Raw genomic sequence first — 14,979 nt, forward strand, 5'->3', positions numbered from 1 at the left:
GAATAAATCACAGTCATCTTCCACCTTTTTCATTATATGCCACACGTAACATTTATCCACGGAATAGCTAACAAACCTGAAAAAAATATCCTTCTCAGGGACTGGAAAGATGCCTTCAAGGACGGCGACTTCAATCTCGCAGCGAAAGGAGTGACCACGTCTATGGTATACTGGGCTGATGTTGTCTATCCTGACCCAGAGGAGCAAGCTAAAGCTTATGAGAGCGTGGGTGATGGCCTGGGTTTAGAAAATGATATACCTTCGCTTGAGCTGGGAGCTTCCACAACAGAGCACGAAATCGAGACAATGAAATCACTTGCTCTTAAGTTTGCCGCGCGGAATGGGGACTTCCGAGCCTTACTGGACGAGGAATTCTCCGAAGTTAATGGTGACGACGAGGAAGTAGACAAAAAGGTTTCTGATTTGGAGGCATTTGGACTGATCCCTAAGCCTGTTCGAAATCGAATCATGAAACGATTTCTGAAAGATGTTCATCTGTATCTTTTCAATAAAGATTACTCCCCTCGCCCAAGAGAGACTTATCGCGTCCGTGATCACATTCGCGGATTGTTTGTCGATCAATTGAAAGCAGATGCTAAATTGAATGCCAAACGGGGCGGCAAGCATATCGTGCTCAGCCACAGTATGGGGACTGTCATCGCTTATGACTGCTTGAAGAATGTGCCGGAGTGTCCACCGATTGACTCATTGTTTACTGTTGGCAGTCCTTTGGGTATCAGTGAAGTCCACGATGAACTAGGCCCTGGCTACTCCAAAGATAACGGCTTCCCTTCTGAAAGGGTTCGCCAAGAATGGGTTAACGTTTGTGACCGCTTTGATCCAGTCGCACTAGATGCAAAACTTTCAAATGATTATCGACTAAACGGGGATAAGGTGATCAGGGATATATCAGTTAGTAACTCGGGGCGATGGCGCCATAGTGCATGGAAATATTTTGGCCAGAATGATTTATGTTCTGCCCTCGCCAAGTCGTTGGAGATTCTTTAAATTCATAATGTGAGAGAATGGAATGATATTATTGCTGAATTAGAGACTGCTGCAAATGAGTTTGATCGCTTGCTTGTTGGCAAACTAACCGATGAATTAATCGAATGGCTCAGGAGTGATCAACCTGTAAACTCAGCCTTGGGAGAAAACGAGTGGATTAGGCCACTTAATATTCTTAAAGGACGCCGCTATTTTGACCTGTTAGTTCGTCTAGCTGAAGCTCTACGCCAAACTGGCTATTCTACGTTAAAGTCCAGGCGAATCTTTGCTCAAGCTCTGATTGAACTTGGTTTGCTAACTACGGCGATCGATGTATTGGAAAGGCTATCTGTGGATTGTCTAGAGGCAGCTAACGATTCTGAGTACAGCGAAGCACGTGGCCTCTTGGGACGGGCCTATAAGCAGACGTTTGTAGAGCTTACTAACTCTCAACCGGCAAATCCTACATTTCAGCATAATCTCATACTGGCGATTCAGGAATACCATGCTATCTACCAGTCAGATCCTGAAAAACACTATTGGCATGGCATCAATGTCGTGGCTCTCCTGAAATGGGCTGAGCGAAATGGTGTGACAATCAGCGCTGAGTTCGGAACCCCGGATGCGCTAGCTTCTAACACCCTCAAGTCACTATTTCCTGATGGATTTTATGAATCAAATCCAGAAGCTGATCCTTGGCAGTGCGCAACAGCGGCTGAAGCTTGCATTGCGCTTGGTGATTACGAGACGGCTCTAAAATTTGTTCTCGCTTATACTGCTGACAAACTACGGGAAAAGTTCAACATCGACGCTTTCGAATACGCCAGCACACTTCGACAATTAGAGGAAATCTGGCAATTTTCTCCTGATGACGATCATCAATCTAGGATTCTTCACCTGCTACGCTCTGTTCTGCTGGGTCAGGAGGGAGGCCAAGTGAATCTTACCTCACTAGGACGTGAACTAAAATCTGTTAACGAGCTATCAGAAGACATGAACTTTGAAGCGGTGTTAGGCACTGAACGTTTCAAAAGCTTTCGCTGGTATCGCAAGGGCCTGCAACGAGCAGCAAGTGTCGTCAAAGTCTCTAATCGTATGGACGAATGCTTCGGTACCGGCTTTGTAATTAAAGCCAGTCTCATCTCAGAAAAGATTGCCTCACAATGGGTACTGGTTACGAACGCTCACGTAATGAGTGAGGAAGAAGCCGAAAGAAATCCTGTTAATTCCACGACAAAAGCATTGCATCCATCGCAAGTAATCGTGACATTCGAGGCAAGAGACGATCCTAGCGAATACACTATTGAGGAGGTTCTTTTTTCCTCAGGACGTGGTAAGTTGGATTGTACCATAGCGACTTTCACCGGCAATCCTGATTTCCAAGATGAACTGCCAATCACAAAAATTCATCCCATTTTTGATAATGATTCACGAGTCTATATTATCGGTCACCCAAAAGGAGGAGGGTTATCATTTTCCCTGCATGACAATAAGGTCTTAGGACACCAAGACCATCTACTTCATTACCGAGCTCCCACTGAAGGTGGAAGCTCTGGGAGTCCAGTGTTCACTGATGATTGGGACCTCTTTGCTGTTCATCACGCTGGTGGTGGACATATTCCGAAACTTGACGGCAGCGATGAAACTTATGCTGCGAACGAGGGTATCGCATTTCGCGCAATTCTAGATGCTGCACGAGATGTTATTGAGGGTGAATAAGGTTATTGTTTCCACTCACTTTTATCAGAGGGTATCGTAGACTGAATCTTTATAGTGATAGTCATCATCAGTCTTCATCACGTAATCCTTTAGTGCAAATGCAACTATTTTTGGAGAAAACGGAATAAAGATAGCGCCGATATTTCGGATGATTGGAGGACAGGTAGTATCAACAACTCTTCGCGACCCATCTAGATTTATCCCTATTATTCGGCAGTTCTTTTCGATAGCGACTTCCATCTCCCAACGAACATATTTATGTTTCGTTCGAGTATCCTGACCTATCAGAACTGCAAAAGTTCCGGCCATATTAATACGCTCTCTGCATTTCCTTTTGATGTATGCTTCATTTGCAGAATTGATTTCATTTCCAAGTTGGCAGTCGGTGAAACTGAAGTCGATATGCGTGTTAGCCTTCCAAGCCTGCATAAGTCGGTAGTACCTAATGTCAGTGCTACTGAAGCCAACAAACGTTCTTGGTAAACTCATAATATAATTAAAATAATAGATGACTCGCGCGAATCACCACGCTAATTCCATCAGCTTGGCTCCACAGTTTTCCATTGGTTTTAGAGTCTGCATCATAGATCGACAGTCACCAGTTCGGCAAGCTTGGTCGCGATTACCTCCATCGAATCATCTCCTGTGTTTAGGCCCGTTCGCGAGCCGAGTAGCGGACTCACATCACGGAGAGCCTCATACGTTGTATTATGAACGATAGGAATGAGAAGATCACGAGCTAGGAGAACTGAAAGTTCTTTATCGGCAATGCCCTCTCCGCGAACACGATCGAGAAAGGATGGAGTTACCAACACAATTCCTACTCTCGACTTTGCCAACCCTTTATCGATTTCGCGGAGTAAGCTAGAGCCGAGAAGCACATCCTTCTGGCTGAACCAAACTGAGACCCCACTTGACTCCAGTTCATCGTGTAACTGCGTAGCTGCACCTTCCCTATCGTCCCACGCGTGGCAGAGAAAGACATCTCGCGTGTCTGGCTTGGGTGCTCGAGTTTCAACAGTGCGGCGAACTGGGGTTAGGGCACGCACCTCGGCACTTGTGTAAGTTACGGTTGAACTGGCTGACGACCAACTCGGCTGTGCGTTGCTGGATCCACCACCACCACCCATGCTGCCTGTGTGTGATGTATGGTACGATGGTGCAGTGTATGACGAATAGCCACCATAGCCACCATAGCCCCTATTTCGGCCTCGGCATGCAGGACAATTCGCAGCAGCACTTGCTGAATGATGGCCTCTTACTGGTGCTGTACATCCACTCATGATTAGATAATAGTATTGTTTAGGAGTTTATTTTTGAATTAACAACTTGGTTTAAGATTTATATCTTACTGACAAGCCTCACACTCGCCACCGTTCATCATGGCTTCGATTGAGCAGGCGTTTTTCTCGGCGGCGGTGTAGGTTTTTTGTTGGGCGGCTTGTTTGACGTCGACGGTGGATTTCTCGATGTTGCTGGCTTGGAGGGTGCGGAGGTAGTAGGTGGTTTTTAGGCCGGTGTGCCAGGCTCGGCGATACATGTGGGACAGGGTCTTCATGTCTGGGCTGGCTAGGAAGAGGTTGACTGACTGGGATTGGTCGATCCACTTCTGGCGTCGGGCAGCGGCGTCGATGATGGCTTCGTAGCCTACTCCGAAGACGGTTTTGTGTTTCTCCTTGAGAGCATCTGGGATGTCTTCAATGTCGGTGAGTTCACCGTCGAAGTATTTCAGCTGATCGAGCATTTCCTGGTTCCAGAGGTTCTCTTTCTTGAGGTCGTTGACGAGCTCGCGGTTGAGCACGATGAAGTCTCCGGAGAGGTTGGACTTCACGTAGAGGTTCTTGTAGTTCGGCTCGATGCATGGGGTGGTGCCCATGATGTTGGAGATGGTGGCCGTCGGGGCGATGGCGAGGACGTTGGAGTTGCGCATGCCGTGCTGGGCGATCTTCTCGCGCAGGTGGGTCCAGTCCATCTTGGCGCCGCGTGGCACATCGATCTTCACGCCGCGTTCGTCTTCGAGGGCGTCCACGGTGTCTTGTGGCATCAGGCCGCGGTCCCACTTGGAGCCTTTGTAGGTGGAGTAGGTGCCGTGCTCTTTGGCGAGTTCGCTGGAGGCATTGTAGGCGTAGTAGGCGATGGCTTCCATGAACTCATCGTTGAACTCAACGGCAGCATCGGAGGCGAAGGAGAGGCCTTTTTTGTAGAGGGCGTTCTGCAGGCCCATGACTCCCATGCCGATGGGGCGGTGACGGCTGTTAGCTGTCTTGGCGGCTTCGGTGGGGTAGAAGTTGATGTCGATGACGTTATCGAGCGCGCGGATGGCCACGGTGATGGTCTCCTTGAGCATGTCGTGATCGAGGGAGCCGTCTTTGGTGATGTGGGTGTCCAGGACGACGGAGCCGAGGTTACAGACGGCGGTTTCTTCGTCTGAAGTGTTCAGCGTGATCTCGGTGCAGAGGTTGGAGCTGTGGATGACGCCGCAGTGGTCTTGCGGTGAGCGGAGGTTGCATGGGTCCTTGAAGGTGATCCATGGGTGACCGGTCTCGAAGATCATCTTGAGCATGCCTTTCCAGAGTTCGATGGCTGGCACCTTGCGGGTCCAGATTTTTCCTTCGGCAGCCATTTTCTCGTATTCCTCGTAGCGGACTTCGAAGGCCTTGCCGTAGAGATCGTGCAGGTCGGGAGTTTCGTTGGTGCGGAAGAGGGACCATTCCTGGCGGGCTTCCATGCGCTTCATGAACAGATCGGGAATCCAGTTCGCGGTGTTCATGTCGTGACAGCGGCGGCGTTCGTCACCGGTGTTCTTGCGGAGTTCGAGGAAATCCTCGATGTCGTTGTGCCAGCTTTCGAGGTAGGCGCAGCCGGAGCCGCGGCGTTTTCCGCCCTGGTTAACGGCGACGAGCTGATCGTTGTGCAGCTTGAGGAATGGGATGATGCCTTGGGACTCACCGTTGGTGCCCTGGATGTAGCCGCCGGTGCCACGGACTGCGGTCCATGATCCGCCGAGGCCGCCGGCCCATTTACTGAGGTAGGCGTTCTCTGCGATGCCGCGCTGCATGATGGACTCAATGGAGTCGTCCACCTTGTAGAGGTAGCAGGAGGAGAGCTGGGAGTGGAGGGTGCCGGAGTTAAAGAGGGTGGGTGTGGAGGAGCAGAAGCGGCGACCTTTGTAGAGGTTGTATAGGCGGATGGCCCAGTCCTCGCGGCCTTCTTCCTCGGCGCGGAACAAACCCATGGAAACGCGCATCCAGAAGAACTGCGGAGTCTCAAGGCGGCGTGGCTTTTCCCCAGTCTTGTCGACGATCAGGTAGCGATCGTAGAGGGTCTGGATACCCAAGTAGTCGAAATCGAGGTCGGCGGTGGGATCGAGCGCTTCGGCGAGCTTCTTGAGATCGTATTTGGCGACGACCTCCGGCGAGATGCGTTTGATCTTGATACCGTGCTGGAGGTATTTCTTGAATTGTGCCTGGTGGGCATTCTTCAGGGCGCGGATGCCATCGGTGAGGATGTTCCAGTTCAGCACCTCCTCGTAGATGTAGGAAAGCAGGATGCGGCCGGCAAACTTGGCGAAGTCAGCGTCTTTTTCGATCAGCGACTTGGCATTGAGAATGATGGTGGACTTCAGGGCGTCGCGGGTGATTTCCGCACCGATCGAGCGACGGAGTTCCTGCTCGATCTCGGAGTCGCTGAGGTTCAGCTCCAGGCCGATGGTGGCGAAGTGGATGCGCTTCTTCAGCTCGGTTCCGTCCCAGAACTCGGTGTTGCCATCGGCATCGGTGACCACGACCATGGACTCCTGGTTCGGGTCCTCGGCGGGTTCTTCATCGATGCGCATCTGGGCGCGCTGGGCGCGGTAGAGGATGTAGGCCTCGGCTGCCTTGAAATACCCCTGACGCATGAGCTCCTCCTGGACGATGTCCTGGACGCTCTCGATGTGGGCGAAGGCGGAGTCGCCATTGCGGACGGCCTCGGTGACGGCATTGGCAATCTGCACGGCTGGCTCCGGGTCCTCGTGGATGGAGAGGAAGGCCTTGCGCACGGCGATCTCGATCTTGGTCTGCGACCATGGCACCACATTGCCGCTGCGGCGGATCAGGCGGACGGGCATGGTGTGCGGCTCCTCGGAGACGATGACCTCGCCATTTTCCTCGAAGGAACGCGAGAAGACCAGCGACTTGGCAACATCGTGGGCATCGTTCTCGATCAGGGCTTTTTCAATCAGCAGGTAGAGATCGTTCTGGGAAAGGCGGAGCTGACCGCCCTCTTTCACCTGCTCGGTGAGGGAAGTGGCGACGCTGTGGGCGACATTGGAAACGAAGGTCCGGTTCTCATCGTTGAAAATGCTGTCCTCCTTAGTCTGGCGGGAAACCAGCAAGTCGGCCAGGGCATTACCGATGGTATCGGCAACCTTGGCCAGCGAGAGTTCCTCCTCCTCGTTGCCGGTGGTGACGATGATCGACGGCACACGCTCGGCCGATTTCTCACCCAGGACGCCGCACCAATCGAATCGATCTTCCTTGGCGGACGGATCTTCGTTGCTGGCTTTGATGGCGCGGTCGGTAATGACTTTCTTCAGGGCGAGGTCTTCGGCGAGTGAGATGGAACGATACATGATGGTGTGAGCAGTTTGGGTTTTAGGGTTTTTTTTAGGACTGGGTGGCTTTTTTGACCGCGAAATACGCTAATTACGCGAAAGAAGACTTGGGTTGTGGCTTGGGTTGATTATTCCTTGGGATATGGAGTTTTTTGACCGCGAATCTGGCTAATTTTGCGAATTTTTTGGCTGGGGTTGTGGGGGCGGCAGATTGAGGCCAATCTGCCCTACCGGGCTGTTTTTCTTGGTGTTTGGAATTTAAGCGAAGCGCTACAGCTCGTCGTCATCGATGTTTCCTAGGGCGGTGGATTTTTGGTATTCGGTGACGCGGCCTTCGAAGAAGTTTTGCTCCTTCTTGATGTCGATCATCTCGGCGAGCCATGGGAAGGGGTTCGAGACGTTACCGACGAGGGGCTCGAGGCCGCAGGTAACCAGACGGCGATCGGCGATGTAGTCGATGTATTGGTGGAAGTCCTCGATGTTGAGGCCGACGGCAGAGACTGGCAGGCAGTCGCGAATGAAGTTTTTCTCCAGCTGGATCGCCTGGGCCATGGTCTGGCGCAGCTCCTCCTTGAACTCGGGGGTCCAGATCTCGGGGTTCTCGGCGGCGATGTCGCGCAGCAGGTTGCGCAGCAGTTCGATGTGGTTCGACTCGTCACGCAGGGTGTAGCGGAACATCTGACCGATGCCGGGGAACTTGTTCTGGCGGTAAAGGCTGAGGATCATGCCGAAGAGCCCATAGAACTGGGTGCCCTCCATACACTGGCCGAAGATGAAGATATTCCGTGCGAGTGCCTGTTTGTTTTCCAACAGGGACATGTCCATATCGCGACGCAGAGAGCGGGAGTTGGCGACCACGAAGTCGGTTTTCTCCTGCACCGTGCGGACACCTTCGAAGATGGCTTCACACTCGTGGGGGTTCAGGCCGAGAGAGCTGACCATGTAGACCAGGGAATCGGCGTGGATGTTTTCCTCATGCGCGTGGCGGCGGAAGACGAGCTCAAGCTCCGGGGCGGTGACGAACTCGCAGATCACGTGGATCATGTTATCGCCCACGATGCCCTCGGCAGCGGAGAAGTAGCCGATGCCCATTTTGATAATCCAGCGTTCGACGTCGGAAATCTCATCGGAGCGCCATTGCTCGACGTCCTTCTGCATGGGGATGTCCTCCGGCTCCCAGTGGTTGGCGCGCATGTTCGAGTAGATCTCGTAGGCCCATGGGTATTTCAGCGGAGCCAGACCGAATCCGGGAATGCGCTCGCCGCCGATGACCTTTTTCTGAGCAAGGATCTGCTCGGCTTTTACAGGATCGACGGGGATGGTGAGTTTATCGAGGGTGGCGGTGGTCATGGAAAATGTTGGGTAAGTGGTGAGTGTGGCAGTTTTCAGTATGGATAGGTCAGTCCGCTGAAAACCGGCAAAGTGACAAAAGAACAAACTTCAGCTTACAAATCGTCGTCGTCGAAGGAGGTGTCGAGGGTGGAGCTGGCAACGGCGGCAGCGTGTTTGCTGGCGAGGTGGAGCTGTTCGTCGAGCCATGGGAAGGGACTGGACGCGTGGTGGAACTGGCGCGGCAGCTGGCAGGCGCCGAGACGTTCATCGGCGAGAAACTCGATGTAGGTGCCGAGTGCGGCGGGATCGAGCCCGGCATCGGCCACTGGCAAGGCCGCGATGAGGTCCTTTTCCAAGCGCACGGCAGTCACCATGTATTCGGTGAGCTCGGCCTTGAAGGAATCGGTCCAGATGTCCGGGTTCTCGCCGACCATTTCCTGCAGCAGCTGATCGAACAGGCTGAGGCGGAAGGTGATATCGCCGATGAGTTTGTTGAAGACCTTGCCGGTGCCGGGGGTTTTGTTCTGTGCGGAGAGTGAGAACAACGAGGCCCAGAGCGCGAAGCACTGGGTGCCTTCCATGCACTGGTTGATCAGGAAAATGTTCCGTGCCACCGCCTGCTTGTTAGCTGTAGTGGTGGTATCGGTGTTGCGGTTCAGCGGGCTGAGCTTGGAGGTGACGAAGTCCTTCTTAGCATTGATCGCCGGAATGTCGGCCAGCTCGGCGCACTCCATCGGGTTGATTCTCAGCGAGCCGTGCAGGTGCACCAGCACATCGCTGCGGGTGTTCTCCTCGTGGACAAAACGACCGAAAACCAGCTTCAGCTCAGGCGCGGTGACCAGATCACGCACGGTGTAGATGCCGTGCGACTGGAACAGCTCCTGCGAGCGGGCAAAAGCACCGAGGGCGGTCTTGTAAAGCATCTGGCAAGACGCGCCGAGGTTCCCCCACTGCGCGGCATCCGTGTTCATCGCCACCTCGGCAGGCTCCCAGTGGGAGTTCTTCATCTCCTTGTAGAGCGCGTAGGCCCAGTTGTATTTCAGCGGCAGAATGTTGAAAAACATCGAATTTCGGCCGTTGAGCACTTTTTTAGCCGCGTAGGCCTCCTCGGCCTTCTCGCGATCGAGATTGAATGTACGTTCTCCGAGAGTGATTGTGATGGTGTCAGCCATGATATAAGGGTGAAAAGTGGGGGGAAAGATACTGAAAATGTGGCGGAAATGCGGTGGGTTTGAGCGCGCTTTTCTGGGAAGTTCGCTCAGTCGCGAAGCCTTGCGATAGTGACCGAAAATGGCTCAAATGGTCAATTCAAATCTGTCCATATGGTATCCACAAATTATTAACAACCCCACATGTTGTGGTTTTGTCCCATTTCCATAAAAATGACAATTTCCCTTGAGAAACCCCCAGCCCTAGGGAATCAACCACTTCGAAGCATTTCTATCCGACTTCATACTGACGCGACACCCAAGCGCTGGGGCTCAAAAAAATTGGAGCACCTAACTGCAACTGACGTGGCTGGCCCAGATTTTAAAAATTTTATGCCTCCAGGATAAATTTTATGCCTGCAGGCAGCAAATATCCGTCATTTCGCCCGATATCACGGGAAATAAAAAATTTACCTCCGAAGCTGAAAAGCAGATCCGGGGCTAACGATCTTGCGTCATATGACTGATACTCATAGAGATATGGATTTCAATTCCACACCATCAGGAGCCATTCAACCGTGCACTTTTAGAATGCTCAAAACTTCTTCATCTGCATATTCGGAAGCCCCTACAGAACAGCCTGAGGAAGAGTGGCGAGTGCTACAACCGCTCGCCTCAGCAACACAAATCGGCCGTAAACCCTGCATGAGTTTACGGCCGAGAATAGTTCCTCCTCTTCAGCGGGAGGTAGTAACAGCTTAGCTGGAACGACGGCGGAAGCCGAGCGCTGCAAGCAGGGTCAAACCGAGCACGGAAGTTGTCGATGGCTCTGGAACTGCGCGAACTTGAATGGCATTCAGCTGAGGAGAGCTCGAGCTCGAAGTCATCACGAGATCTTCTGTGGTCCCGCTGGCGATGAAGGTTCCGAGCGCATACTGCCCCAAGCCACCTTGAGTATCCACCGGGGTGTAATCCGCGGTGACCTCGTTGCTCCCGTTCAGCGTGATTTCACGGTTATCGCGGCCGCTGCGTGAATCGTTGAACCAGACTTGCACTTCATAGGCTTGTCCAATCGTCAAATTACCAAGAGTCACCGTTATGGCATCACCGGAGTTAACGTAAATCGCGCTATCCAAGAGGTGCTTGTAGTCGGTCGAGAGTTCGTTCCATGGCGATGCCGTCCCACCGTTGAAGGCAGATGCGTGGTATGCAACCAATGTGTCACTGGTGAGATCCCCGGAGCCGATATTCTGAGAGCCGGCATTATGAGTGGGTGATCCCCCGAGGAAAAGGACACCATTCACCGTGGCATCGGTATTATTGAGCGCATAGGCATACTCCAAGGTGCCCGAGGTGGAAACATCGGACACGGCATCGGTGATATACTGCGGCGACTGCCAAAGAATGGCTGCAGAAAGAGGAAGGGCGCTGGCCAGCATGGCCGCGCATAGGGTGGGTAAGAGAGGTCTGGCTTTCATTATGATCGAATGGTTAATCTTGGACCAAACAGTATATCTCACCATCTGGAGGCACCCAAGGTTAAACGCTAGTATGACACAGAGTGAAGGCAGTAGATGACACAAGCCGCAGGCTGGTCACCTGCGGCTTGATCGACAAGTCAGAGGCCATGGGAGCTGGCATGAAACCAGAACCATCCCCTGCCCAGACCAGCATCATTTTTTGAATGCGTAGCCTTTTTTCTCGGCCTGGGCACGGACGGTGGCGGCGACGGCTTCATCGAGTGTTTGCTCCGCACGACCGCCCTCTTTCTCGGCGAGCTCCTTGCGTTTGGCAGCGACGTAGGCGGTCCGCTTTTGATTCAGCTCGAGGATTTGTTTTTGGATCGTGGCACGTTGCTGACTCATCTTGCGGATGTGTGCAAGGCGCTGCGCGGGTGTCATCGACTGCATTTCCTTCGGCAGCTGCTCTTTTTTCACCTGATTGAGATCGAAGTCTTTCTTCTTCGAGGCGTCCACCAGGTCCCAATTGCCATTCCAGTAATTGGCGCTGCCCTTGGCGACTGCACGCTGGACGGCGGCACCGCTGGCACGCTTGGCCACCGCATTGTTATCCTGGACAACCTGATCGTGCTTCTTACTCGCACCGCGTGTGCCGTAGGCGAGGTAGGTTTTATTGAGCTCCGCATTGAGCTTCACGATCTCGGCATCCTGCGGCGCCTCGATGTGCACCACGGCGAGGTTGTGATCGATGGTGAGAAACTTCCCATCGGCGAGCATGGCCCCATTTTTCCACCCTCCGGAAATCCCCGCCTGCTCGCTGCCGCAGTGGATGGTGTTGACGATGACGCCTTGAGCGATCGAGCTCTTCACGGCGTCGCTGGCATTGATCGGCCCTTGGGTGAAGGCTTCGTTGCCGGCGATGAAGATGGCTTTGTAAACCTGGCTGGAGGGGTCCCATTTCAGATCGCTGGCGGCGCGCTGAATGACGGCTCCGCAGTATTCCTGACCGCCATTGGTCTTGAGGGCGAAGAGCTGCTTGCTGATCTCATCGAGGTCGCGTGTCAGCGGCTGGATTTGGCGGATCCAGTGCTGTTCCTGGTCGAGCGACGACTTGCCATACTCGTAGAGCGCCACCTCGACGTAGGGCACCTGACCGTTTTGCTTGGCATCGATGAAGGTGTTGACGATTTTCCACAGCTGCGTCTTGGTCTGCTCGATCAGCCCGCTCATGCTGCTGCTGGTGTCTAACAAGATGGCGAGTTGGACTTTCGCTTGGGCAGGTTTTTCGGTCGGGGCAGCGATTTTTGCACTGCTGGCCTTGGCCTCCTTGACCGCTGGGTTTGTTTGTTCTTTGGCGCTGGCGGGAAGGATGGCGAGCAAGGCAGCCAGGCCGAGGGTGGTGATGTGGATTGGTGTTTTCATGGTGGTATTGGGTTTTTGGTTTGGGTTGATGATAGAGAGTTCTGACAGGGCCTATTTCCCTGCCTGGATGAGGTAGCTTTGTTGATCGATGCGGATGCGGATGTTGTCGCCCAGCGCGAGGCAGCCTTGGCGGTGGTCGGGGATCAGGCGGGTGACGATTTTGGGGAACTCGGGACTGGAAACCTTCACCGTGACGGTGCTCTCGAGTTGGGCTTTTTGACCGACCAATGAGGCGTCCACCCACTCCTCGCCACTGCGGTAGAATGCCTTGTCGGCAACCTGGCAGAGGGCATCGACCTCGCTATTCTGAAGCTTCTCATCGAGGTAGCGGTTGCTGCGGTTCAGCTGGCTGGCGGACTTCGAGCGAGCGATGTTCCAGTCCTGGTTCACGGAGGCAGCGCCGGAGCGCTTCTGCACAGCTTTCCCCTGAATCTCGGCACTGGCGCGACTGACAGCGCGGCGGTGGGCATCGTTGCCAAAGACCATGCCCTCGCGGGCTAAAAAGGCGGTGTATTCGGTGAGTATGCCGTGCTCGGTGGAGAGCCTCACGATTTCATCCACCAGCTCGCGGATTTTGGGATCTTGCATGTTCACGGTCGATCCCCGCTCGGCGCCGAGGTCACGCAGCGCCTCGGTCAGCACCGCGATCTTGCGGGTGGCCCAGAGCCTGGGGACGTGGGCATTTCCCCGGCTTGCCTTTTTCAACGATAGCTTGAAGGCATCCTTCCGCTGCCCGCGGTGGTCTCTGCCGGTGAGTTCGAAACGGAGCTGCTTTTTGGCCTGGTAACGCCCCATGACCACCAGCTGTTCGCCTTCAAACATATCGGGCAAGCGAGCCGGGAGCATGTCGCGGACCCGACCCGGCACCGGCCGCCCCTGGGCATCGACAACGCGCAGCTGCGGCTCGCTGATCACAGGCCCTGACAGCCTGCTGAACACGCGGGCCACTTTCAGCTCCACGTTCTCCTTGGGTAACACATAGGTGGCGCGCGCACGGCTGTCATCGGCCAGGCGTGCCAGCAGGGGCGTGTTCACATCCACCCCCACGCCGAAGGTGAAGATGCGGCGATGGTGACGGTTTCCGGCCGAGATCGCATCGCGGATCTTTTTCTCCTGGGTCTGGCCGATGGTCGGCACGCCGTCGGTTAGGAAAAGCACCAGCGGCAACATGCCGGCGACCGGCTGCTGTGAGACGGCAGCTTGCAGGGCGTCGTGGATGTTCGTTCCGCCGCTGACGCGAATGCCGGCAATGTAGTCCCGCACCGCTAACAACGATTGGCGCGACTTAATCACCGGCGTGGCGGAAAACTGCTCAACGGCCTCGTTGTAGACGATGACGTTGAACGCCTCGCCATCGTCCAGCCCCTCGATGATCTGGCTGGCAGCCTTGAGTGCCTGCTCGATTTTCCCGCCGGCCATGCTGCCGGATTTATCAATCACCAGGGTCACCTCTCGCTTCACCAGCTCCTGCCGTGCCACCGCCGGCGGGGATAACAGTAGTAGAAAATAGCCGGCGTCCTTCGCCTCGGGGTAAGCCATGATCGAGGCTGTGGCGTGGGCCGTTTTCCTGCGGGTGGCGGATAGGCGCAGCGAACCGGGCTGCATCTTTCCACGGTTCTTGAGCTTGACCCGCGACGCTCCCACACGCTGCTCATCCATGACATGGCTCGGCGAATACACGGCGGCGATGCCTCCTTGGAGTCGCCAATCGACCTCCACCGACCACGGCACCCGGTAGGCCGGCGATTCAGTGCGCGGCAGCAGGTAATCCACCCGTTCGCCATCCACCTCTAGCAGTTCTTCGTAAACCAGCCGCACCCGGCTGCTACCGCGTGCTGGCACGGGGAAGACGCTCGACTTCACCAGTCCATGACCGGCAAACTCCAACAGAGCGGGGTCGAGCGACCGGCGCACAATGTCATCGTAAATTTTCCGAGCTTCGTCGCGGGGGATCAGCTTGCCGGGGAATTTCCCCTGCGCACCCTCCAGCCCAAACTCACGGATCCCCGCTGAGCCTGGCACCGGGATGAACACTTCGGACTCCTGCTGACGGTGGCCCGGGTTGGAAAGTGTCATCGTCATGGTAGTCACCGCCAAGCGATCGATGATCGTCACGGCCACCTCCACCTTGCTCACCTGCACCGGCATCGGACGCTGAGGAATCGGCCGTATGTGCGGTATGATGGGCAGGTGTCTGTGAACGGGCAGGCTGTGGGCCAAAAGTTCGTGTGGGGTGATGGCGCTGGCGACCACAGTGCCTCCGAGGATTCTAACAATTTCTCTGCGTTTCATGGGTGTTGGGGGTAGCTGATGGTGT

At 54.5% G+C, this 14,979-nt stretch carries 10 protein-coding genes; 2 read left to right on the forward strand and 8 right to left on the reverse strand.

The window, feature by feature from the left end; translation table 11 throughout:
- Positions 1-36: 36 nt before the first annotated feature.
- Positions 37-1,008: a hypothetical protein gene (locus JO972_RS11740; protein ID WP_309490246.1), complete on the forward strand. Its 972-nt coding sequence runs from the start codon at positions 37-39 to the stop codon at positions 1,006-1,008.
- A gap of 9 nt (positions 1,009-1,017) precedes the next feature.
- Positions 1,018-2,706, forward strand: a complete 1,689-nt coding sequence (locus tag JO972_RS11745; RefSeq protein WP_309490247.1) for a serine protease — start codon at positions 1,018-1,020, stop codon at positions 2,704-2,706.
- Between the two features lie 24 nt (positions 2,707-2,730).
- Here the strand turns inward: JO972_RS11745 and JO972_RS11750 are convergent, their stop codons facing one another.
- The 8 genes from JO972_RS11750 to JO972_RS11780 all read right to left on the reverse strand — a co-directional run bounded on the left by JO972_RS11750 (position 2,731) and on the right by JO972_RS11780 (position 14,954).
- Positions 2,731-3,195 (reverse strand): TIR domain-containing protein, encoded by a 465-nt coding sequence (locus JO972_RS11750; RefSeq protein ID WP_309490248.1) that lies wholly within the window; start codon positions 3,193-3,195, stop codon positions 2,731-2,733.
- A gap of 92 nt (positions 3,196-3,287) precedes the next feature.
- On the reverse strand, positions 3,288-3,989 hold the full coding sequence (locus tag JO972_RS16805; protein ID WP_343221582.1) for a toll/interleukin-1 receptor domain-containing protein: 702 nt from the start codon (positions 3,987-3,989) through the stop codon (positions 3,288-3,290).
- Positions 3,990-4,054: 65 nt separating this feature from the next.
- Positions 4,055-7,318, reverse strand: a complete 3,264-nt coding sequence (locus tag JO972_RS11755; protein WP_309490249.1) for a ribonucleoside-diphosphate reductase subunit alpha — start codon at positions 7,316-7,318, stop codon at positions 4,055-4,057.
- Positions 7,319-7,570: 252 nt separating this feature from the next.
- Positions 7,571-8,650 carry a ribonucleotide-diphosphate reductase subunit beta gene (locus JO972_RS11760; RefSeq protein WP_309490250.1) on the reverse strand — a complete coding sequence of 360 codons (1,080 nt, stop codon included), beginning with the start codon at positions 8,648-8,650 and terminating at the stop codon, positions 7,571-7,573.
- Between the two features lie 95 nt (positions 8,651-8,745).
- Positions 8,746-9,804, reverse strand: coding sequence for a ribonucleotide-diphosphate reductase subunit beta (locus tag JO972_RS11765; RefSeq protein WP_309490251.1), 1,059 nt, complete (start codon positions 9,802-9,804; stop codon positions 8,746-8,748).
- A 734-nt stretch (positions 9,805-10,538) separates the two neighbouring features.
- Complete coding sequence (locus JO972_RS11770) at positions 10,539-11,258, reverse strand: PEP-CTERM sorting domain-containing protein (RefSeq protein ID WP_309490252.1); 720 nt, start codon at positions 11,256-11,258, stop codon at positions 10,539-10,541.
- Between the two features lie 195 nt (positions 11,259-11,453).
- Complete coding sequence (locus JO972_RS11775) at positions 11,454-12,662, reverse strand: vWA domain-containing protein (RefSeq protein ID WP_309490253.1); 1,209 nt, start codon at positions 12,660-12,662, stop codon at positions 11,454-11,456.
- Positions 12,663-12,713: 51 nt separating this feature from the next.
- On the reverse strand, positions 12,714-14,954 hold the full coding sequence (locus tag JO972_RS11780) for a VIT and vWA domain-containing protein (protein WP_309490254.1): 2,241 nt from the start codon (positions 14,952-14,954) through the stop codon (positions 12,714-12,716).
- Between the last annotated feature and the right edge of the window lie 25 nt (positions 14,955-14,979).

This window comes from Oceaniferula flava (assembly GCF_016811075.1).
Lineage (GTDB): Bacteria > Verrucomicrobiota > Verrucomicrobiia > Verrucomicrobiales > Akkermansiaceae > Oceaniferula > Oceaniferula flava.

Excerpts from the sequence above, each read along its gene's own strand:
- JO972_RS11755 (WP_309490249.1), bottom strand. The coding sequence starts at position 7,318 with ATGTATCGTTCCATCTCACTCGCCGAAGACCTCGCCCTGAAGAAAGTC.
- JO972_RS11760 (WP_309490250.1), bottom strand. The coding sequence starts at position 8,650 with ATGACCACCGCCACCCTCGATAAACTCACCATCCCCGTCGATCCTGTA.
- JO972_RS11740 (WP_309490246.1), top strand. The coding sequence starts at position 37 with ATGCCACACGTAACATTTATCCACGGAATAGCTAACAAACCTGAAAAA.
- JO972_RS11765 (WP_309490251.1), bottom strand. The coding sequence starts at position 9,804 with ATGGCTGACACCATCACAATCACTCTCGGAGAACGTACATTCAATCTC.
- JO972_RS11770 (WP_309490252.1), bottom strand. The coding sequence starts at position 11,258 with ATGAAAGCCAGACCTCTCTTACCCACCCTATGCGCGGCCATGCTGGCC.
- JO972_RS11775 (WP_309490253.1), bottom strand. The coding sequence starts at position 12,662 with ATGAAAACACCAATCCACATCACCACCCTCGGCCTGGCTGCCTTGCTC.
- JO972_RS11750 (WP_309490248.1), bottom strand. The coding sequence starts at position 3,195 with ATGAGTTTACCAAGAACGTTTGTTGGCTTCAGTAGCACTGACATTAGG.
- JO972_RS11780 (WP_309490254.1), bottom strand. The coding sequence starts at position 14,954 with ATGAAACGCAGAGAAATTGTTAGAATCCTCGGAGGCACTGTGGTCGCC.
- JO972_RS16805 (WP_343221582.1), bottom strand. The coding sequence starts at position 3,989 with ATGAGTGGATGTACAGCACCAGTAAGAGGCCATCATTCAGCAAGTGCT.